18 protein-coding genes are annotated in these 19,417 nt (G+C 72.3%); 14 read left to right on the top strand and 4 right to left on the bottom strand.

Going from position 1 to position 19,417, the window contains the following annotated elements; all coding sequences use genetic code 11:
* The first annotated feature begins 96 nt into the window (after window positions 1–96).
* From truB to CLT74_RS14930, 7 genes are all read left to right on the top strand, one after another.
* Window positions 97–981: a tRNA pseudouridine(55) synthase TruB gene (truB, locus tag CLT74_RS14960; protein WP_099847097.1), complete on the top strand. Its 885-nt coding sequence runs from the start codon at window positions 97–99 to the stop codon at window positions 979–981.
* A gap of 52 nt (window positions 982–1,033) precedes the next feature.
* Window positions 1,034–1,963, top strand: a complete 930-nt coding sequence (locus tag CLT74_RS14955; RefSeq protein WP_099847096.1) for a bifunctional riboflavin kinase/FAD synthetase — start codon at window positions 1,034–1,036, stop codon at window positions 1,961–1,963.
* 192 nt (window positions 1,964–2,155) lie between these two features.
* Window positions 2,156–2,425, top strand: coding sequence for a 30S ribosomal protein S15 (gene rpsO / locus CLT74_RS14950; RefSeq protein ID WP_099847095.1), 270 nt, complete (start codon window positions 2,156–2,158; stop codon window positions 2,423–2,425).
* A 221-nt stretch (window positions 2,426–2,646) separates the two neighbouring features.
* Window positions 2,647–5,016, top strand: coding sequence for a polyribonucleotide nucleotidyltransferase (locus CLT74_RS14945; protein ID WP_099847094.1), 2,370 nt, complete (start codon window positions 2,647–2,649; stop codon window positions 5,014–5,016).
* A 122-nt stretch (window positions 5,017–5,138) separates the two neighbouring features.
* Complete coding sequence (locus CLT74_RS14940) at window positions 5,139–6,518, top strand: M16 family metallopeptidase (RefSeq protein ID WP_486582732.1); 1,380 nt, start codon at window positions 5,139–5,141, stop codon at window positions 6,516–6,518.
* A gap of 103 nt (window positions 6,519–6,621) precedes the next feature.
* Window positions 6,622–7,395 carry a 4-hydroxy-tetrahydrodipicolinate reductase gene (gene dapB / locus CLT74_RS14935; protein ID WP_099847093.1) on the top strand — a complete coding sequence of 258 codons (774 nt, stop codon included), beginning with the start codon at window positions 6,622–6,624 and terminating at the stop codon, window positions 7,393–7,395.
* 69 nt (window positions 7,396–7,464) lie between these two features.
* Window positions 7,465–7,938 carry a GNAT family N-acetyltransferase gene (locus tag CLT74_RS14930; protein WP_099847092.1) on the top strand — a complete coding sequence of 158 codons (474 nt, stop codon included), beginning with the start codon at window positions 7,465–7,467 and terminating at the stop codon, window positions 7,936–7,938.
* An 11-nt stretch (window positions 7,939–7,949) separates the two neighbouring features.
* Here CLT74_RS14930 and CLT74_RS14925 read toward each other — a convergent pair whose 3' ends face one another.
* Complete coding sequence (locus tag CLT74_RS14925) at window positions 7,950–8,531, bottom strand: GNAT family N-acetyltransferase (RefSeq protein WP_099847091.1); 582 nt, start codon at window positions 8,529–8,531, stop codon at window positions 7,950–7,952.
* A gap of 35 nt (window positions 8,532–8,566) precedes the next feature.
* On the opposite strand from CLT74_RS14925, the gene CLT74_RS14920 reads away from it, so the two are divergent.
* Complete coding sequence (locus CLT74_RS14920; protein WP_099847090.1) at window positions 8,567–9,856, top strand: glycosyltransferase family 87 protein; 1,290 nt, start codon at window positions 8,567–8,569, stop codon at window positions 9,854–9,856.
* On the opposite strand, the gene CLT74_RS14915 is transcribed toward CLT74_RS14920, so the two are convergent.
* Window positions 9,752–10,306, bottom strand: a complete 555-nt coding sequence (locus CLT74_RS14915) for a GNAT family N-acetyltransferase (protein WP_099847089.1) — start codon at window positions 10,304–10,306, stop codon at window positions 9,752–9,754. The genes CLT74_RS14920 and CLT74_RS14915 overlap by 105 nt on opposite strands.
* A gap of 78 nt (window positions 10,307–10,384) precedes the next feature.
* Between CLT74_RS14915 and CLT74_RS14910 the strand changes: the two genes are divergently transcribed.
* The 6 genes from CLT74_RS14910 (at window position 10,385) to CLT74_RS14885 (ending at window position 17,139) form a co-directional block, all read left to right on the top strand.
* On the top strand, window positions 10,385–11,614 hold the full coding sequence (locus CLT74_RS14910; protein ID WP_099847088.1) for a DNA glycosylase AlkZ-like family protein: 1,230 nt from the start codon (window positions 10,385–10,387) through the stop codon (window positions 11,612–11,614).
* Window positions 11,611–12,231, top strand: a complete 621-nt coding sequence (locus CLT74_RS14905) for a DUF2752 domain-containing protein (protein ID WP_199172190.1) — start codon at window positions 11,611–11,613, stop codon at window positions 12,229–12,231. Before CLT74_RS14910 ends, CLT74_RS14905 begins: the two co-directional genes overlap by 4 nt.
* A gap of 62 nt (window positions 12,232–12,293) precedes the next feature.
* Window positions 12,294–13,037: an FAD-dependent thymidylate synthase gene (thyX, locus tag CLT74_RS14900; protein WP_099852028.1), complete on the top strand. Its 744-nt coding sequence runs from the start codon at window positions 12,294–12,296 to the stop codon at window positions 13,035–13,037.
* Between the two features lie 80 nt (window positions 13,038–13,117).
* Complete coding sequence (gene dapA / locus CLT74_RS14895) at window positions 13,118–14,044, top strand: 4-hydroxy-tetrahydrodipicolinate synthase (RefSeq protein ID WP_099847086.1); 927 nt, start codon at window positions 13,118–13,120, stop codon at window positions 14,042–14,044.
* Between the two features lie 52 nt (window positions 14,045–14,096).
* Window positions 14,097–15,788, top strand: coding sequence for a ribonuclease J (locus tag CLT74_RS14890; RefSeq protein ID WP_099847085.1), 1,692 nt, complete (start codon window positions 14,097–14,099; stop codon window positions 15,786–15,788).
* A 166-nt stretch (window positions 15,789–15,954) separates the two neighbouring features.
* Window positions 15,955–17,139, top strand: coding sequence for an alpha-lytic protease prodomain-containing protein (locus CLT74_RS14885; RefSeq protein ID WP_099847084.1), 1,185 nt, complete (start codon window positions 15,955–15,957; stop codon window positions 17,137–17,139).
* A gap of 51 nt (window positions 17,140–17,190) precedes the next feature.
* Here CLT74_RS14885 and CLT74_RS14880 read toward each other — a convergent pair whose 3' ends face one another.
* Entirely contained in the window at window positions 17,191–18,840 is a 1,650-nt protein-coding gene (locus CLT74_RS14880) for a type III secretion system chaperone family protein (RefSeq protein WP_486582314.1), read from the bottom strand.
* Window positions 18,837–19,316, bottom strand: a complete 480-nt coding sequence (locus tag CLT74_RS14875; protein WP_099847082.1) for a type III secretion system chaperone family protein — start codon at window positions 19,314–19,316, stop codon at window positions 18,837–18,839. The genes CLT74_RS14880 and CLT74_RS14875 overlap by 4 nt, the downstream gene beginning before the upstream one ends.
* Window positions 19,317–19,417 lie beyond the last annotated feature (101 nt).

Genomic DNA, 19,417 nt, shown 5'->3' with positions numbered 1-19,417 from the left:
CTCAATCGTGTCAGGGGTGCACCAGCCCGGACATCCCGTTTTTGACTCACTGTCCGGTGCTCAGGCCCGCCGGTCGGTCTGGCAGGCTTGCACGTCGTGAGCACAGACGGCCTGATCGTGGTGGACAAGCCCGGCGGAATGACCTCGCACGACGTGGTGGCCCGGATCCGCCGGCTGGCCCGGACCCGGCGCGTCGGTCACGGCGGCACGCTCGACCCGATGGCCACCGGGGTCCTGGTGATCGGGGTGGGTCGGGCCACCAGGTTGCTGACGTACGTGATCGGTGCGGACAAGAGCTACACGGCGACCATCCGGCTCGGTCAGGCCACGGTCACCGACGACGCGGAGGGCGACGTGATCGCGACCACGCCCGCCGGGACGCTCACCGACGAGGCGGTCCGCGAGGTGCTGGCCGGGCTGACCGGGGAGATCGACCAGGTGCCGAGCGCGGTGAGCGCCATCAAGGTCAATGGGCAGCGGGCGTACAAGCGGGTCCGCGAGGGGGAGAGCGTCGACCTGCCGGCCCGGCGGGTCACCGTGTCCCGGCTCGACGTGCTGGCGATCCGACGGGATCGGCCCGACGTGGTCGACGTCGACGTCGACGTGGCCTGCTCGACCGGGACGTACATCCGGGCGATCGCCCGCGACGCGGGCCTGGCCCTGGCGGTCGGCGGCCACCTGACCGCACTGCGTCGTACCGCGGTGGGCGGGTTCACCCTGGCGGAGGCCGCCACCCTCGACGAGCTGGAGCGCCGGGTGCCGGACGTGGTGGGCCTGCCGCTCGCGGTCGCGGCCGAGCGGTTCTTCCCCCGCCGGGACGCCACCGCCGAGGAGGCGAAGGTGCTCTCCCACGGCGGTCCGCTCGACCCGGTCGGCCACACCGGGCCGTACGCGGTCTTCGATCCGGCCGGCGGGCTGATCGCTATCGTCAGCGAGCGGGCCGGCCGGGCCCGGGCGGAAATCGTGCTGGCCCCGGCCTGACGCCGCCCGGCCGAGCGCCGACGGTAGGGCTCAACGACAGCGGAGGAGCAGCATGCAGCGGTGGCGGGGGTACGACGCGGCGCCCGGTGGCTGGGGACGGTCGGTTGTCACCATCGGCGTCTTCGACGGCGTGCACAAGGGGCACCAGGCGACGATCGGGCACGCCGTGGCGCGGGCCGGCGAACTCGGCGTGCAGTCGGTGGTGGTCACCTTCGACCCGCACCCGGCCGAGGTCGTGCGACCCGGCTCCCACCCGGCGGTGCTGACCGAGCCGTCCCGCAAGGCGGAGCTGATCGAGGCCCTCGGGGCGGACGTGCTCTGTGTGATGCCGTTCACGCCGGAGGTCTCCCGGTTGTCGGCCGAGGCGTTCGTGCACGACGTGCTTGTCGAGCATCTGCACGCCGCACTCGTCGTGGTGGGCGACAACTTCCGGTTCGGCCATCGGGCCGCCGGTGACGTGGCGCTGCTGGAGCGGCTCGGCCGCACGTTCGGCTTCGCCGTCGAGGCACCGCCGCTGGTGGCCGAGGCCGGCACGGTCTTCTCCTCGACGTACATCCGGTCGTGTGTCGACGCGGGCGACGTGACAGCGGCGGCCAACGCGCTGGGCCGCCCGCACCGGCTGGAGGGGGTGGTCGTCCGCGGCGACCAGCGCGGGCGGGAACTCGGCTATCCGACCGCGAACCTGCTCTGCCACAGGTACGCGGCGGTACCCGCCGACGGCGTCTACGCCGCCCGGATGGTCCGTCGGGGCCAGCGGGAGCCGCTGGCCGCCGCCGTGTCGATCGGCACGAACCCGACCTTCTCCGGCCGGGAACGTCGGGTCGAGGCGTACGCGCTGGACTTCGACGGCGACCTCTACGGCGAGCGGCTGGCGCTGGACTTCGTGGCGCACCTGCGGGGGCAGGTCCGCTTCGATGCGATCGAGCCGCTGATCGCCCAGATCGCCGAGGACGTCGAGCGGACCCGCCGGGTGCTGGGCTGACCCGTCGTCGACCCGCCAGTGGCCCTTGACCGGCCGCTTCAAGCGGGTGCTGGTAGGCTGACGGGACGTCGGCTGACCGACGTGGGGCCTCGCCTGCCTGCTCGACGCCGCGGGTGCGAGGACCGTCCGTCACCGGTGCCGTAGCCCGGCCCGACGGACAGCATCGAGACAACCCACCAGAACAGGGAGAACATGGCGCTCGACCAGCAGTCAAAGGCCAAGATCCGCGAGGAGTACGCGACCGCCGAGGGTGACACCGGGTCGCCCGAGGTGCAGGTCGCGGTCCTCACCAAGCGGATCGCCGACCTCACCGAGCACCTGAAGGTGCACAAGCACGACCACCACAGCCGCCGTGGGCTGCTGTTGCTGGTCGGCCGTCGCCGCCGGTTGCTCAACTACGTTCAGAAGAAGGACATCAACCGCTACCGGTCGCTCATCGAGCGGCTCGGCCTGCGCCGGTGACGTGACGGGGGAGTGGCCCACCAGGTCACTCCCCCGTCGGCGTCCCAACCGAGAAACGGGCCACGACCACCCAGACAAGGGAGCGTCGGCGTACCGGTCTCCGGTAGTGGCCTCCGGGCACCCTGGCATCCCGCCGGTGGTCCCGGGCGCTTCGATCGAAGACCGGCCGTCCGCACAGCTCCCGCGTCGTGGCCCCCGATGCGAAGGAGCATTGAAGCAGCATGACCGAGACCAAACTCGGCACCGAAATCCGCACCGCCGTGATCGACAACGGGTCGTTCGGCACCCGTGAGATCACCTTCTCGACCGGCCGACTGGCCCGACAGGCCGCCGGCTCCGTCATCGCCCAGCTCGGCGAGACGGTCGTCCTCTCCGCCACCACCGCCGGCAAGCAGCCGAAGGAGCAGTTCGACTTCTTCCCGCTGACCGTCGACGTGGAGGAGCGGATGTACGCCGCGGGCCGGATCCCCGGCTCGTTCTTCCGCCGTGAGGGCCGGCCCAGCGAGGACGCCATCCTCACCTGCCGCCTGATCGACCGCCCGCTGCGCCCCTCGTTCGTCAAGGGCCTGCGCAACGAGGTCCAGGTCGTCGAGACGATCCTCGCGCTCGACCCGCAGCACCCGTACGACGTCGTCGCGATCAACGCCGCGTCGATGTCGACGAAGCTGTCCGGCCTGCCGTTCTCCGGCCCGATCGGGGCCACCCGGATGGCCCACGTCGACGGCCAGTGGGTCGCCTTCCCGACCCACGAGGAACTGGCTCGGGCGACCTTCGACATGGTGGTGGCCGGCCGCGCCCTGGCGGACGGCGACGTCGCGATCATGATGGTCGAGGCGGAGGCCACCGAGCACACCGTGAAGCTGGTCGCCGGCGGGGCGCCCGCCCCGACCGAGGAGGTCGTGGCCAGCGGCCTGGAGGCCGCCAAGCCCGCCATCCGTGAGCTGTGCCGGGCGCAGAGCGAGCTGGCCGAGGTCGCTGCCAAGCCGGTCGCGGAGTTCCCGGTCTTCCTGGATTACCAGGACGACGCGTACGACGCGGTCGCCGAGCTGGCCCGCGCCGACGTCACCGAGGCCCTGCAGATCGCCGGCAAGGCGGACCGCGAGGAAGCCCTGGACGCGATCAAGCTGCGGGTGCACGAGGAACTCGGCTCCCGCTTCGAGGGCCGGGAGAAGGAACTCTCCGCCGCCTTCCGTTCGCTCACCAAGTCCGAGGTGCGTAACCGGGTGCTGCGCGAGCAGGTCCGCATCGACGGCCGGGGTCCGCGCGACATCCGGCCGCTGAGCGCCGAGGTGGGCGTACTGCCCCGGGTGCACGGCTCGGCGCTGTTCGAGCGCGGTGAGACCCAGATCCTCGGCGTCACCACGCTCAACATGCTGCGGATGGAGCAGGCGCTGGACACCCTCTCCCCGGAGAAGTCCAAGCGCTACATGCACAACTACAACTTCCCGCCGTACTCCACCGGTGAGACCGGCCGGGTCGGCTCGCCGAAGCGCCGCGAGATCGGGCACGGCGCGTTGGCGGAGCGGGCGCTGATCCCGGTGCTGCCCTCGCGCGAGGAGTTCCCGTACGCCATCCGGCAGGTCTCCGAGGCGCTCGGCTCCAACGGCTCCACCTCGATGGGCTCGGTCTGCGCCTCGACGCTGGGCCTGCTCAGCGCCGGTGTGCCGCTGAAGGCGCCGGTCGCCGGCATCGCCATGGGCCTCATCTCCGACGAGGTCGACGGCAAGACCCAGTACGTGACGCTCACCGACATCCTCGGTGCCGAGGACGCCTTCGGTGACATGGACTTCAAGGTCGCCGGTACCCGTGACTTCGTCACCGCGCTCCAGCTCGACACCAAGCTCGACGGCATCCCGTCGGACGTGCTGGCCGCCGCGCTCCAGCAGGCTCACGAGGCCCGGCAGACCATCCTCGACGTGATGCAGCGGGCGATCGAGGCTCCGGCCGAGATGTCCGACTACGCGCCGCGGGTCACCACGGTCAAGATCCCGGTTGACAAGATCGGCATGGTGATCGGCCCGAAGGGTCAGACCATCAACGCCATCCAGGACGAGACCGGCGCCGAGATCTCCATCGAGGACGACGGCACCATCTACGTCGGCGCGACGAACGGTCCGTCGGCGCAGGCCGCGGTCGAGCGGATCAACGCGATCGCCAACCCGACGCTGCCCAAGATGGGCGACCGGTTCCTCGGCACGGTGGTGAAGACCGCTCCGTTCGGCGCGTTCGTCTCGCTGCTGCCGGGCCGCGACGGCCTGCTGCACATCTCCAAGGTGGGCGACGGCAAGCGGGTCGAGAAGGTCGAGGACTTCCTCAACGTCGGCGACCGGGTCGAGGTCGAGATCGCCGACATCGACCAGCGCGGCAAGATCTACCTGGACAAGGTCCGCCCGGAGGGCGCCGAGGCGCCGGCTCCGGCCGAGGCGGACGGCGAGCGGCCGGCCGGCCGTGACCGGGGTGGCGACCGGGGTCCGCGGGACCGGGGCGACCGGGATCGTGGTGGCGACCGGGGTGCCCGTGGCCCCGAGCGTGGCGAGGGCGGCGAGGGCGGCGGCGACAACCGTCCCCGACGCCGCACCCGGCACAGCTGACACATGAACCGCTGACCGGCCGGGCGACACCGTCGCCCGGCCGGTTCGTCAACTCCTCCACCACCTCGTCGTACTGGAAGCAGGTTGCCGTGAGCCGCACCCGGCGTTCGTCTCTCCCCGCGATCACAGCCGGGGTGACACCGCCCGGTGCTGGCCGGCACGCCACCGCGACCGCTCGGGCCGCCGGTGGATCGACCCGGGCGGTGACCCGGACCCTGAGCGACGATCCGCTGGGCGGCACGGTGCGCCGCACGGTGCTGCCGAACGGCCTGCGCGTGCTCACCGAGGCGATTCCGGCGATGCGCAGTGTCTCGTTCGGCATCTGGGTGGCGGTCGGCTCGCGGGACGAGACCGGCCCGCAGGCCGGCGCCGCCCACTTCCTGGAACACCTGCTGTTCAAGGGCACCCACAAGCGCAACGCGCTGGAGATCTCCTCGGCGATCGAGGCGGTGGGTGGCGAGACGAACGCCTTCACCACGAAGGAGTACACCTGCTACTACGCCCGGGTGCTGGACGAGGACCTGCCCCTGGCCATCGACGTCATGTGCGATCTGGTCGCCGACTCGGTGCTGGAACCGGCCGACGTGGAGACCGAGCGCGGCGTGATCCTCGAAGAGATCGCCATGCACGACGACGAGCCCGGCGACGAGGTGCACGACCTGTTCGCCCAGGCCGTCTACGGTGACCACCCGCTGGGCCGGCTGATCTCCGGCACCACCGACACCGTCACCCCGATGACCCGCCGGCAGATCCAGAGCTTCTACCGACGACGCTACGTCGCGCCGCAGATCGTCATCGCCGCCGCGGGCAACCTCGACCACGCCGCCGTGGTGCGGCTGGTCCGCCAGGCGCTGCGGGGCACCCCGCTGGACACCGACCCGGCGGTGCCCGCGCCGCACCGACCGGCCACTCCCGGCGTACGGACCCGGGCCGCCGCCACGGTGGTGGAGGTCAAGGAGACCGAGCAGGCGCACGTGGTGCTGGGCTGCCCGGGCATCGACCGGCTCGACGAGCGCCGCTTCGCCCTCGGCGTGCTGAACAACGTGCTCGGCGGTGGCATGTCCAGCCGGCTGTTCCAGGAGATCCGGGAGCGTCGTGGCCTCGCCTACTCCGTCTACTCCTACGCCAGCCAGTACGCCGACAGCGGCCTGTTCGGCGTCTACGCCGGCTGCGCCCCGGGTCGGGTCGACGAGGTGCTGGAGCTGACCCGGGCCGAGCTGGCCCGTACCGCCGCGGACGGCATCACCGACGCGGAGCTGGCCCGGGGCAAGGGAATGAGCAAGGGGTCCTTCGTGCTCGGCCTGGAGGACACCGGCTCCCGGATGAGCCGGCTGGCCAAGGGCGAGCTGCTCTACGGCGACCTGGTGCCGGTCAACGAGCTGCTCGACCGGGTCGACGCGGTCACCCTCGACGACGTCAACTCCCTCGCCGCCGAGCTGCTGAGCCGGCCGATGTCCCTCGCGGTCGTCGGCCCGTTCGCTGGCCGGCAGTTCACCGGCTGATCCTCCCTTCCGCTCCTGGTCGGCGGTGATCGGTACGGCCGCATCGCCGAGACGGAGTGGATCACGCGGCGCGACCCCGTCCCGTTGGGATAGGTTGTGCCGCGTGACTGACGAGCAGGAGAAGAGCACGCCCGGGTCGATAAAGGTCGGCGTGCTCGGTGCCGGTGGCCGGATGGGTGCCGAGGTGTGCCGGGCCGTCGAGGCGGCCGCCGACATGCGACTTGTGGCGACCGTCGACCAGGACGACTGGCTGGTCAGCGCCGCGGAGGCCGGGGCGGAGGTGCTCGTCGACTTCACCACCCCCGACGTCGTGATGGACAACCTGCGGTGGTGCATCGACCAGGGCATCCACGCGGTGGTCGGCACCAGCGGCTTCACCGGGCAGCGGATCGAGCAGGTACGCGGCTGGCTGGCCGACCGCCCCGACGTGGGCGTGGTGATCGCACCCAACTTCGGTCTCGGCGCGGTGCTGATGATGCAGTTCGCCGCGCGCGCCGCCCGCTACTTCGAGTCGGTCGAGATCATCGAGCAGCACCATCCACGCAAGCTCGACGCCCCCAGCGGTACCGCCATGCACACCGCGCGCCTGGTCGCGGCGGCGCGTGCCGAAGCCGGTCTCGGTCCGGTGCCGGACGCCACGAAGGACGAGCTGGGCGGGGCCCGTGGCGCTGACGTCGACGGGGTACGCGTGCACGCCGTGCGGGCCACCGGACTGGTCGCCCACCAGGAGGTGCTCTTCGGCACCACGGGTGAGACGCTCACCATCCGGCACGACTCGTACGACCGGGTCTCGTTCATGCCCGGCGTGCTGCTCGCGGTACGCGCGGTGCGGAACCGACCGGGCCTGACCCTCGGCCTGGACGCCCTGCTCGACTGAACGCGTACCTGTGCAGGCCAGGCCCGAAATGACGTCGACCCGCAGCCGGGGCACCCATAGGCTGCTCCGATGATCGACTCTGGCCTGACCGATCGGCGCGGACGCCGGATCACCCTTCGTCCGGTGGACGATGACAACTGGCGGGCGGTCGCCGACGTGGCCCCGCGCGACGACCAGCGTGACTGGGTGCCCGCGCTGGCCGCCCGGTACCTGCTGCTGACCGAGCGTTCCGAGGTGTGGAACTCGCTTGTCGCCTACGCCGACGACACGGTGGTCGGGCACGTCATGTGGGGTGTCGACGAGGACGGGTCGCGCTGGATCGGCGGCATGCTCATCGACGCGGCGGAACAGGGCGGCGGTGTCGGTCGGGCGGTGGTCCGGACCCTCTGCGACTGGTTGACCGTCCAGGGCCGCCCGGTGCGCCTGTCGTACCACCCGGAGAACAGCTCGGCGGCCCGGCTGTACGCCAGCCTCGGCTTCGCGCCCACCGGCGCCTGGGAGGACGACGAGCTGGTCGCGGAGCTAACCGTTCAGCGGGGCTGACGCCCGCCCGCTCAGCCGGCCTGGGGCGGTTCGGTGGGGACGGCGACGTGCAGGCGCAGCTGGGGGACCAGCATGTCGTCGACGTCCAGCGCGCGTCCCGCGCCGTCGGGCTCCCAGCCGGCGGTGGTGAGGAACTTCCGGGACGCCTGGTCGCCCTCGAACACCCACGCCACCGCGCGGTCGAAGCCGGACTCCCGCCACAGGTCGACGCTGGCGGCGAGCAGCCGGGAACCATGCCCGCGTCGGCCCCAACGGGGCTCGACGAGCAGGTCGGTCACGGCCACGACGTCCGTGCCGAGCGCCTCGGCCGGTTCGTTCGGGGCCAGCGCCTCGGCGTCGGCCGGACCGGAGGCGGCGAAGCCCACCAGATACGATTGCTCGGCCTGTTCGACGGCGACCAGCACCCGGTGGGTGTCGCCGGGCGGCTGGCGCACCGCGGCGTCCCAGCGTTCGGCCAGCGACGCCTCGTCGAGGCTGTCCAGCACGTCCCGGGGCAGCAGCCGCCGGTAGGCGACCCGCCAGGTCGCGAGCTGGATGCGGGCGATCTCGGCGGCGTCCTCCGGACGCGCCGGGCGGACGTACCCGAGACTCATGGCACGACAGCCTACGCAGGGCGAGGGGGACGACGGTGGCGCAGGGGGCCAGGCGGACGGCCGGACAGGTCGCCGCGGTGATCGTGCTCGCTGTCGCGGTGGCCGGGTTCCTGTCCGTGGCGGCGGTCCGGCACGGCTTCTTCGACCTGCACGTCTACCGGGGCGCTCTGGTCTGGTGGGTGCACGACGGCGGGGAGATCTACGACTACCTCAAGCCCGGCACCCAGTACGGCTTCACCTACCCACCGTTCGCCGCGCTTGTGATGCTGCCGATGGCGTACCTGTCCTGGCACGCGGCGATCGTGGTGAGCGTGGCGGCCGGCGTGGTGACCACCACGGTGCTGATCTGGTGGCTGCTGGATCCGGTCGCCCGGCGCGCCGGTTGGACCCGCTGGTTCGCCTTCGCGGTGGCGCTGTGCCTGGTCGCCGCCTTCGAGCCGATGCGCGAGACCATCAACTTCGGCCAGGTCAACACGCTGCTGCTCTTCCTGGTCGCGGTGGACCTGCTCCGGCTGCTGCCGGGTGGCAGCCGATGGGCCGGGATCGGCATCGGCCTGGCCACCGCGATCAAGCTCACTCCGGGCATCTTCATCGTCTACCTGCTGGTGACCCGACGGTGGCGCGCGGCGGTGACCGCGTCGGGCGCCGCGACCGCCGCGACCGTGCTGGCCGCGGCGCTGTTCCCGGACGCCTCCCGGGAGTTCTGGACCAGCGCGCTGTGGAACACCGGGCGGGTCGGTGAGCTGGCCTTCGTTTCCAACCAGTCGCTGCGCGGCGTGGTGGCCCGGCTCGACCCGCAGAGTCCCAGCACGGTGGCCTGGCTGCTGCTGGTCGCCGGGACGCTTGTGCTCTGGGCCTGGCGGTCCCGGGTCGCGGCGTCCGTCGGCGACGAGGCCACCGGCCTGGCCCTGACCGGCGCGGTGATGTGCCTGGTCAGCCCGGTCACCTGGGTACACCACCTGGTCTGGCTGCTGCCGGGTCTGCTGCTGCTGGTGGAGCGGGGCATGGCCGCGCCGCCGGGCGGTCGGCGTCGTCGGGTCCTGCTGGCCTGCGCGGCCATCGGGTACGCGTTCCTGATCAGCCGGATCGTCTGGGCCTGGGAGGAGGACTTCTCCGGCCTCGACGGTTTCCTGTTCAGCAACACCTACGTCTGGATCAGCCTGGCGCTGCTGGCCTTCCTGCCGGTGCGCCGCCCGGCCGTACCCCGGTCGTCGGGGGATTCAACCGCCGTCGAGCCGGCCGCTGTACCGCAGCTCGACAAGCCCGATCGCCGGTCGACCGCCGGACAACGGGACCGGATAGGTCGACCGCTCACCGTCCGGTGACAACCCGGCCCGCTCGTAGAACCGGCGGGCCCGGTCGTTGTCGGCCAGCACCCAGAGCCGGTACTCCGTCCAGCCGAGCTGCCGCAGGCCCGCCCGCGCCGCCGCGAACAGGGCCTGGGCGGTGCCGTCACCCCAGTGGTCGGGCGTGACGTAGAGGCTGACCACCTCGCCGTACGCCGGATCGAGATCGCTCCGGTCCTGGTTGTTGCGATACGGCCCGAAGGTGGTGAACCCGACGAGCGTGCCGCCCTCCTCGGCGAGCAGGGTGGTGAACGGGTGGTCCGGGTCGGCGGTGCCGAGGGCCCGGCGGCGCTGCGCCCAGGCGACGGGGTTGAGCAGGTTCAGCACCTCGTCCGGCATGATCCCGGCGTAGCCGGCCTGCCAGCCGCGTACGTGCACCCGGGCGATCGCCTCGGCGTCGTCGGGCTTCTCACGGCGGATGCTGGGCATGGAAGTAGTTCTAGGCCGCCGGGGGCGGCTGGTCCAGCGTCCGCACCGGTGTCGTACGCCTGTCGTAGCCTGCCTGCGATGGCTGCACCGGAATCGCTCTCGCTCGCCCAGGCCCGCCGCGTCGCGTTGGCCGCTCAGGGCTTCGCCGATCCGGCGCCCACCGGGGCGCCCACCCGCCGGCACCTGCGTCGGGTGCTCGACCGGGTCGGGTTGATCCAGATGGATTCGGTGAACGTCCTGCAACGCGCGCACTACCTGCCGCTCTACAGCCGGCTCGGGCCCTATCCGACCACCCTGCTCGACTCCGCCGCCTACCGCAGGCCCCGCGAGCTGTTCGAATACTGGGGCCATGAGGCGTCGCTGGTGCCGGTCGCCCTGCATCCGGCGCTGCGGTGGCGGATGGCCCGGGCCCGCTCCGACGCCTGGGGTGGGATGCGTCGCATCGCCGCCGAGCAGCCCGCCCTGGTCGCCTGGGTACGCGACGAGGTGGCCGCCCGGGGCCCGTTGACCGTCGCCGAGATCGAGCACGACGCGCCCCGCCAGACCGGCAACTGGGGGTGGAACTGGTCGGCGGTGAAACAGGCCCTGGAATATCTCTTCTGGGCCGGCGAGGTGTGCGCGGCGCAGCGCACCACCTCGTTCGCCCGCCGCTACGACCTGCCGGAACGGGTGCTGCCGGCGGAGGTGCTGGACGCGCCGACGCCTACCGACGCGGAGGCGTACCGCACCCTGGTCGGCGTCGCGGCCCGGTCGCTCGGGGTGGCCGCGGAGCCGGAGCTGCGTGACTATTTCCGGTTGCCGGTGGCCGGCGCGCGGCAGGCCATCGCCGAACTGGTCGAGGCGGGGGAGCTGCGACCGGTCACCGTGCAGGGGTGGCGGCAGCCGGCCTGGTTGCACGCGGAGGCCCGGCTACCCCGCTGGGTGCGCGGCAACGGCCTGGTGAGCCCCTTCGACCCGCTGGTCTGGGAGCGCGCCCGCACCGAGCGGCTGTTCGGCTTCAGCTACCGCATCGAGATCTACGTGCCCGCACCGCAACGCGTGTACGGCTACTACGTGCTGCCGTTCCGCCAGGGTGAACGCTTCACCGCCCGGGTCGACCTGAAGGCGGACCGCAAGGCCGGGGTGCTGCTGGTGCCGGCCGCCTGGGCGGAGCCGGGCGTCGACCCGGGGGAGACGGCGATCGCCCTGGCCGCCGAGCTGTACCGGCTGGCCGGCTGGCTCGGCCTGGACACGGTGGCGCCGCCGGCCGCAGGTGACCTCGCGGCACCGCTGGCCGCCGCCCTGGTGGGCGTGGCCGGTGTACGGTGAGGCACGTGACGAGCGTTGACCGATCGGACGCTGCCCAGCCGCATCCCGCCGTGGAGTCGACAGGTTCCGGCGGCACACCGGTCCCGGCCGGCCCTCCGCACGGCGCGCCGGCGGGTGGGGCTGTGCAGGGCGACTGGGCTGCCTACCCCGCCGGCTACCCGGTGGTCGAGTCCGACCGGCTGACCCGCTTCGTGCAGCGGGCCCACGCCCGTACGCCGCGCTGGGTGGTGCCGTTGGCCGCCGTCGGCTGTGTCGCCGCCGGCATCGGCTACACGCTGCTCAGCGACCCCACCCGGTCGGCGCCCGACGCGCTGCCGACCTGCCTGCTCAAGCTGACCACCGGGCTGGACTGCCCGGGTTGTGGCGGCACCCGCGCCCTCTGGTACGTGCTGCACGCCGACCTGCCGGCCGCCGCGCGCCACCACTTCCTCTTCGTCTTCGCGCTGCCCTTCCTGGCGTACCTCTTCGTCGCCTGGGCGGGGCGGCAGGCGTTCGGTTGGCGGCTGCCGGAGCTGCGGATCGGCCCGAAGCTGATCGGCGGTTTCCTCGCCGCCTGGCTGGCCTTCTCGGTGGTCCGTAACCTGCCCTGGCCCCCCTTCACCGCCCTCTACGTGTAGCGCCCGGACCGGCGTTTTCTGGTCGTCAGAGGGTGTCGGCTACAGTCCCAGGAATGCCGGAGATGGTGCAGCCCCAGGTCAAGCTGATCGCGTGGACCCAGTTCGAGCCGCCGGAGGACGTGCCCTGGTCGACGGATGCCGACGGGGGGCAGGCGCTCGCGGAGTTCGCCGGGCGGGCCTGCTACCAGAGCTGGAAGAAGCCGAATCCGGCGACGGCCACGAATGCCGGCTACCTGGCGCACATCCTGGAGGTCGGCCACCTCTCGGTGCTGGAGCACGGCTCGGTGAGCTTCTACTTCACCGGCGTGTCCCGCTCGTTCACCCACGAGCTGATCCGGCACCGGCACTTCTCGTACTCGCAGCTGTCGCAGCGGTACGTGCCGGAGCGGGACGCCGCGATGGTGGAGCCGACGGTGATCGCCGAGGACCCGGAACTGCACAAGCGGTTCGTCGAGGCAGCCGAGGCGAGCGTACGGGCCTACAACGACCTGCTGGAGGGGCTGGAACGTCGCTTCGCCGACGTGACGAACCCGACTCTGCGCCGCAAGCAGGCCCGCCAGGCGGCCCGGGCGGTGCTGCCGAACGCCACCGAGACCCGCATCGTGGTGACCGGCAACTATCGGGCCTGGCGGCACTTCATCGGCATGCGCGCCACCGAGCACGCCGACGTGGAGATCCGTGAGCTGGCGGTGGAGTGCCTCCGACAGTTGCAGCGGGTCGCGCCGAACGTCTTCGCCGACTTCACCATCGCCACGCTGCCCGACGGCACCGAGGTGGCCCAGAGCCCGCACGCCCAGGGGTCCTGAACGGTCCTCCGGCCGCACGCCCGGGGGTGGTGAGCCCCTTCCCCGGTGGCCGGCCGTGGGCCGTCCGATAGGTTGTCACCATGACGCACGACCACCTTGACGCTCCGGTCCGGGCGGCCTCCCGCCCGTTCGGCCGGGTGCTCACGGCCATGGTGACCCCGTTCACCGCCGACGGGGCGCTCGACCTCGACGGCGCGGCGCGGTTGGCGGATCATCTGGTCACCGAGCAGGGCAACGACGCGTTGGTGGTCAACGGCACCACCGGCGAGTCACCGACCACCACCGACGCGGAGAAGGAGCGCCTGATCCGGGCCGTGGTGGAGGCGGTCGGTGACCGGGCCCGGGTGGTGGCGGGGGTCGGCACCAACGACACCCGGCACACCATCGAGCTGGCGACCTCGGCGGAGAAGGCCGGCGCGCACGGGCTGCTGGTGGTCACGCCGTACTACAACAAGCCGCCGCAGGCAGGTCTGCTGCGCCACTTCACCGCGGTGGCCGACGCCACCGGGCTGCCGGTGATGCTCTACGACATCCCGCACCGCTCCGGTGTGGCGATCGAGACCGAGACCCTGGTCCAGCTCGCCGAGCACGGCCGGATCGTCGCGGTGAAGGACGCCAAGGGCGACTTGACGGCGACGAGCTGGGTGACCAGTCGGGCCGAGCTGGCGTACTACAGCGGCGAGGACTCGCTCACCCTGCCCGCCCTGGCCGTCGGCTGCGTCGGGGTGGTGGGCACCTCCACGCACTTCACCGGCGCCGAGACCAAGCGGATGATCGAGGCGTACGACACGGGGGACACGGCAACCGCACTGGCGCTGCACCGCCGCCTGCTGCCGCTGTTCACGGGGATCTTCCGTACCCAGGGCGTGATCCTGGTCAAGGCGGGCCTGGCGGTGCAGGGCCTGCCAGGCGGTCCGGTCCGTCCGCCGTTGGTGGCTGCCACCGATGGTGAGCTAGCCCAGCTACGCGCCGACTGCGCGGCGGCGGGCCTGCCGCTCCCTGAATGATCAAACGAGACGACGGACGCCGGGTGACGGCGTCGCAGAATGAGGTGAACGCGTGACCGAGGCGCACAACGAGGAGGCCCAACTTCCACCGCCGCTGCCGGAGGGCGGGCTGCGGATCATACCGCTCGGCGGGCTCGGCGCCATCGGCCGGAACATGACCGTCTTCGAGTACGACGGCAAGCTGCTTGTCGTCGACTGCGGTGTGCTTTTCCCGGACGTGGAACAACCCGGTGTCGACCTGATCCTGCCGGACTTCGGACCGATCCTCGACCGGCTCGACGACATCCAGGCGATCGTGCTCACGCACGGCCATGAGGACCACATCGGCGCGGTGCCGTACCTGCTCGCGCACAAGCCCGACATCCCGCTGGTCGGCTCGCAGTTCACCCTCGCGCTGGTGGAGGCGAAGCTGGCCGAACGGCGCATCCAGCCGTACACGCTCACCGTCCGGGAGGGCGGTCGGGAGCGGCTCGGCCCGTTCGAGTGCGAGTTCTTCGCGGTGAACCACTCGATCCCCGACGCGCTCGCGGTGGCCATCCGAACCCCGGCCGGCCTGGTGCTGCACACCGGCGACTTCAAGATGGACCAGCTACCGCTGGACGGCCGGATCACCGACCTGGCCGGCTTTGCCCGGCTCGGCGCCGAGGGCGTCGACCTGCTGCTGTCGGACTCCACGAACGCGGAGATCCCGGGCTTCGTCACGCCCGAGCGGGAGATCGGTCCGGTCCTCGACTCGATCTTCGCGAAGGCCCGGGGCCGGATCATCGTCGCGTCCTTCGCCTCCCACGTGCACCGGGTGCAGCAGGTCTTCGACTCGGCTGCCGAGCACGGCCGCAAGGTCGCCCTGATCGGTCGGTCGATGGTCCGCAACATGGGCACCGCGCGGGATCTGGGCCTGCTGAACATCCCGGCCGGCCTGGTCGTCGGGCTGGACGAGGCGACCTCGATGCCGCCCGAGCAGATCGTGCTGATGTCCACCGGGTCGCAGGGCGAGCCGATGAGCGCCCTGGGCCGGATGGCCAGCGGCGACCACCGGCACATCACCATCGCACCCGGTGACACGGTGGTGCTCGCCTCGTCGCTGGTCCCGGGGAACGAGACCTCCGTCTACCGGGTGATCAACCGACTGGCCCGGGCGGGTGCGGTGGTCGTGCACAAGGACGTGGCGAAGGTGCACGTCTCCGGACACGCACCGGCCGGGGAACTGCTCTACCTGCTCAACGTGGTCCGGCCCAGCAACCTGATGCCGGTGCACGGCGAGTGGCGGCACCTGCGTGCCCACGCCCGGCTCGGCATCGAGTCCGGTGTGGCCGCCGACCGGGTGGTGCTCTGCGAGGACGGCGACGTGGTCGACCTGGTGGAGGGGCGGGCCAGCCTGGTGGGTCACGTCAAGAGCCGGTACGTCTACGTCGACGGCCTGGCCGTCGGCGACGTCAGCGAGTCGCTGCTCACCGAGCGGCGCATCCTCGGCGACGGCGGCTTCATCGCCGCGACAGTGGTGGTGGACTCGGTCACCGGCAAGGTGGTCGCCGGCCCGACCGTCTCGGCCAAGGGCTTCTCGGAGGACCAGGGCGCGTTCAACGCGGTGATCCCGCTGGTCACCGAGGCGCTCAACCGGGCAGCCGCGGACGGGATCAGCGACCCGCACCAGCTCCAGCAGATCGTCCGGCGCACCGTGGGTCGCTGGGTCAACGACGCGTACCGTCGTCGCCCGATGATCGTTCCCACAGTGGTCGAGGTCTGAGCACCGGGAGTACCGGACCGATTTCGATGGGCCACCGCACCCGCCGGGTGGTGGCCCATCGGCGTCAGCAAATCGATTGGTCGGCGTGCGAGTTCAACCGTTCGAGCCTTTTGCCCGTACTCCGAGCCGGCAGGCGTAACCGCGCCAGCCGGGAGGAGCATGGCGGATGGACCGCAGACGATTGACAGCCATCGGTGTCGTGGTGGCGGCCCTGGGCGCGGCGGCGGCCGTCGCCCTGCCGTCGTTCGCCGGTGACGGTGGCGCCCCGGTCGGCGCACCGACCAGCGGGGCGGTGGAGGGTGCCGACCCGGAGGTGGTCGAGGCGATGCGACGGGACCTGCGGCTGGACGAGTCGCAGGTGGCCGCTCGACTGAAGACCGAACGCTGGGCCTCCGGGGTGGTCGACCAGCTCCGGGCGGACCTCGGCGCGGCCTACGGCGGCAGTTGGCTCAGCGCCGACGGCAGCGAACTCAACGTGGCGGTCGCCAACGCGGCCCAGGCCCAGCGGGTCCGGGCCGCCGGGGCGGTACCCAAGGTGGTCGAGCGCGGGGTGGGCCAGCTCGACACCCTCAAGACTCGGATGGACCGTACCGCCGCCCGCGCCCGGCAGGTCTCCGGTTGGTACGTCGACGTCGCCTCGAACACGGTGGTGGTGCTCGCGGAGCCCGGTGCGGAAGCGGCGGGGTGGCGGTTCGTGGCCCGTGCCGGCGTGCCGCGAACCGCGGTGCGGATGGCCACCGAGGAACAGCCGCGCCTCTTCGCCGACGTACGCGGCGGCGAGCCGTTCTTCATCGGCAGCGGCCGTTGCTCGGTCGGCTTCGCGGTGACTGGTGGCTTCGTCACCGCAGGGCACTGCGGGCGGGTCGGTGACCGCACCACAGGCGCTGACCGGGCGGCGCAGGGTGTCTTCCGTGCCTCCTCGTTCCCCGGTGACGACTGGGCCTTCGTGCAGGTCAACAACAACACCAGGATGCTTCCGGAGGTGACCGACTTCCGGGGCGGGGTGGCCCGGGTGGCCGGTTCGCAGGAGGTGCCGGTCGGCTCGTCCATCTGCCGCTCCGGCTCCACCACCGGCGTCAGCTGCGGCACGGTGCAGGCCCGCAACGCCACGGTCCGTTACCCGGAAGGGCTGGTCAGTGGGCTGGTACGGACGAACGTCTGCGCCGAGCCCGGTGACTCCGGTGGCTCGTGGATCTCGGGCAACCAGGCGCAGGGCGTGACCTCCGGTGGATCCGGCGACTGCGTCCGCGGTGGCACCACGTTCTACCAGCCGGTAAACGAGATCCTTCAGCGCAACAACCTGACCCTGCTCACCACGCAGAACTTCCGCGCCCTGAGCGGCCGGCGCTGAGTCGCCTTCCCGGCCGGGTCGCTGTCCGGACCCGGCCGGGAACGCGTGGTGTCAGGGCAGGGCGGCGACCGCCTCCGCGTACGCGACGCCGGTGCGGACCGCCGCGTCGACAAGCACCGTGACCTGAGCCGGGGCGACCCCGTACGCCAGATCGGTGGTCACCTCGCCGGCCAGCACCAGCTGACCGTCGCCCGGCTCGTGGACGTACGCCTTGGGCAGCAGCCGGTCCCGATTCCAGGCGTTGCAGAAGGCGTACGCCTCGGCGCGCCGGGTGGCCGCCAGTCGACGCCCGGCCACCACCCGGGCGTGCAGGATGTCGTGGCGTTCGCCGGCCCGCCGGAACTGGATCACCGCGTCGCCCCACCGCCCGAGCACCGTGCCGGCGGCGTCGACGGTGTAACCGTCGCCCCGCTCGTCCAGCGCCCTTGTGATCATGGATACGGTCAACGCGCCGATATCGTCCACTGGCGACCCGGCGAGCCCGCCGTCCGGCTCCGGCGGATCGCCGTGTCCGGGTTCCCCGTCCACCCCGAACTCGTCGTCCGGCTCGCACTCCTCGTCGGCGGGCAGCGGCACCGCCGGGGCGAGCGGACGCTCGGCCAGCCAGGCGGCCATCCGGCCGGACTGGTGCCCGGTGCCGTTGCGGGCGTCAAAGCTGCCGGCCAGCGTGGTCGCGACGGCGAGCAGTTCGGCGCCGAGCTGACCCACGGTGACCTCGGCGGCGGGTCGGCCACCGTACCCCGGCCGGCGCACCACCCGGTCGGCGGCCGTCTCGCCCACCAGTGCGCAGACCAGCGCCCCCGCCGCCGCGAACTCCATCACGGACAGATCCTCGTGCGGTTGGTCCAGCCGGGGGAGCTGCTCGACGACGATCTCCACACCGCGGTCGGGGTACCCGCCCAGGGCGCAGAAGCGCAGGTGGGTGGCGAGATAACCGAACCCGTCGGGTTCCGCCCGGTGCCGCCGGTACGCCCGTACGTGGGCGCGGCCGGCCCGCCGCGCGTGGCCCGCGCGCAGCCACGGCAGCAGCGCCGCGGCCAGGGCCGCCTCCGGCTGGGCGGTGCAGCCGGCCGGCGCGTCGAGCAGGGGGTCGAGCAGGTCGAGCGCGGCGGCCCAGTCGCCCCAACCGGCGAACAGCTCCGCCTGCCGGACGGGCAGGCAGTCGGGGCATCCGGCGGCCGGATCGGGTGCGCCGGCCCGCCACCGGGCCAACCAGCGCCGGGCGGCCGGTTCGTCGCCCACATGATCGGCGATCCGGCACCGCAGCTGCGTCACGACCGCCGCGTTCGCCTCGTCGGCGAGGCCGTCCAACACGCCGCGCGCCTGGTCCAGTCCGATGCGGGGGGTGCCGAGCAGCGCCTCGACGGCGTACCGCAGGTAACGACGTCGGGTGTCGTCGTCCAGGCCCGCCACTGTCAGGCAACGTTGGACGGGTTCGAACAGCCGCCATCGTTCGCCGCCGCGCAGGTGCGTCTCGACCAGTTCGGACCAGGCATCCAGTGCGGTCCGCCGATCGCCGTTCGCCTCGGCGAGGGCGGCGACCCGGGCCAGTTCACCGACGCGCACCTCGCCGTCGGGCATGTCCCGGGCGTCGGCGAGGGCAGCGGCTGGCCCTCGCTCGGCGCGTGCCCCGTCGGCTGACCGGCCACTGACGCGAGCCCGGCTGCGGCTTCGGCCACCGCCCAGCGCTGGCCCGGTCACGAGCGCCCCGTCCCCACGAGTCGGCCCACCTCGGCGGCCAGCCGGCAGCCGGCCGAGATGCCCCGGTCCAGCAGCAGATCCAGTTGATGCGGCGTGACACCCCGTTCCAGGTCGGTGATCACCTCGCCGTAGACCCGGGCCCGGCCGGCGTCGTCGACGTGCACGAACGCTTTCGGCCAGAACCGGTCGCGGTTCCAGGTGTTGCAGAAGTCGTGCAACCGCGGCACGTCCTCGACAGGGAAGGCATGGGTGGCGACGGTGCGCACCTGGAGCAGTTCTCCGGAGTCCCCGGCACGGAGGAACCAGATGTGACCCTGTGCCCACCTGCCCACCAGCGCGCCGTCCCCGCCACCGGCCACCGCGCAACCGCGGTGGGCCAGCACGGCGGCGAGGAGATCACCTGTCAACGGCCGCAGCGTCGACGGATGACCCGCCAACGGGTCGCCGGTACGGTCCTCGAACTCCGGCGACCCCATCGGACACTCCCTCGCGAGGCGAATATCACGGCAGGCGGCGGGTACCGCGCTGCGACACGCGGAGCGACCAGGATGACCGGCCAATCACCCGGCCCGCCGTT

The organism is Verrucosispora sp. CNZ293, assembly GCF_002754655.1.
Note: the sequence above shows the minus strand (reverse complement) of the source record. Positions and strands in the feature narration are given on the sequence as shown.

Excerpts from the sequence above, each read along its gene's own strand:
- CLT74_RS14915 (WP_099847089.1), bottom strand. The coding sequence starts at position 10,306 with ATGCCCAGCATCCGCCGTGAGAAGCCCGACGACGCCGAGGCGATCGCC.
- thyX (WP_099852028.1), top strand. The coding sequence starts at position 12,294 with ATGGTGCAGCCCCAGGTCAAGCTGATCGCGTGGACCCAGTTCGAGCCG.
- dapA (WP_099847086.1), top strand. The coding sequence starts at position 13,118 with ATGACGCACGACCACCTTGACGCTCCGGTCCGGGCGGCCTCCCGCCCG.
- CLT74_RS14885 (WP_099847084.1), top strand. The coding sequence starts at position 15,955 with ATGGACCGCAGACGATTGACAGCCATCGGTGTCGTGGTGGCGGCCCTG.
- CLT74_RS14930 (WP_099847092.1), top strand. The coding sequence starts at position 7,465 with ATGATCGACTCTGGCCTGACCGATCGGCGCGGACGCCGGATCACCCTT.
- CLT74_RS14945 (WP_099847094.1), top strand. The coding sequence starts at position 2,647 with ATGACCGAGACCAAACTCGGCACCGAAATCCGCACCGCCGTGATCGAC.
- CLT74_RS14910 (WP_099847088.1), top strand. The coding sequence starts at position 10,385 with ATGGCTGCACCGGAATCGCTCTCGCTCGCCCAGGCCCGCCGCGTCGCG.
- CLT74_RS14955 (WP_099847096.1), top strand. The coding sequence starts at position 1,034 with ATGCAGCGGTGGCGGGGGTACGACGCGGCGCCCGGTGGCTGGGGACGG.
- CLT74_RS14875 (WP_099847082.1), bottom strand. The coding sequence starts at position 19,316 with ATGGGGTCGCCGGAGTTCGAGGACCGTACCGGCGACCCGTTGGCGGGT.
- CLT74_RS14925 (WP_099847091.1), bottom strand. The coding sequence starts at position 8,531 with ATGAGTCTCGGGTACGTCCGCCCGGCGCGTCCGGAGGACGCCGCCGAG.
- rpsO (WP_099847095.1), top strand. The coding sequence starts at position 2,156 with ATGGCGCTCGACCAGCAGTCAAAGGCCAAGATCCGCGAGGAGTACGCG.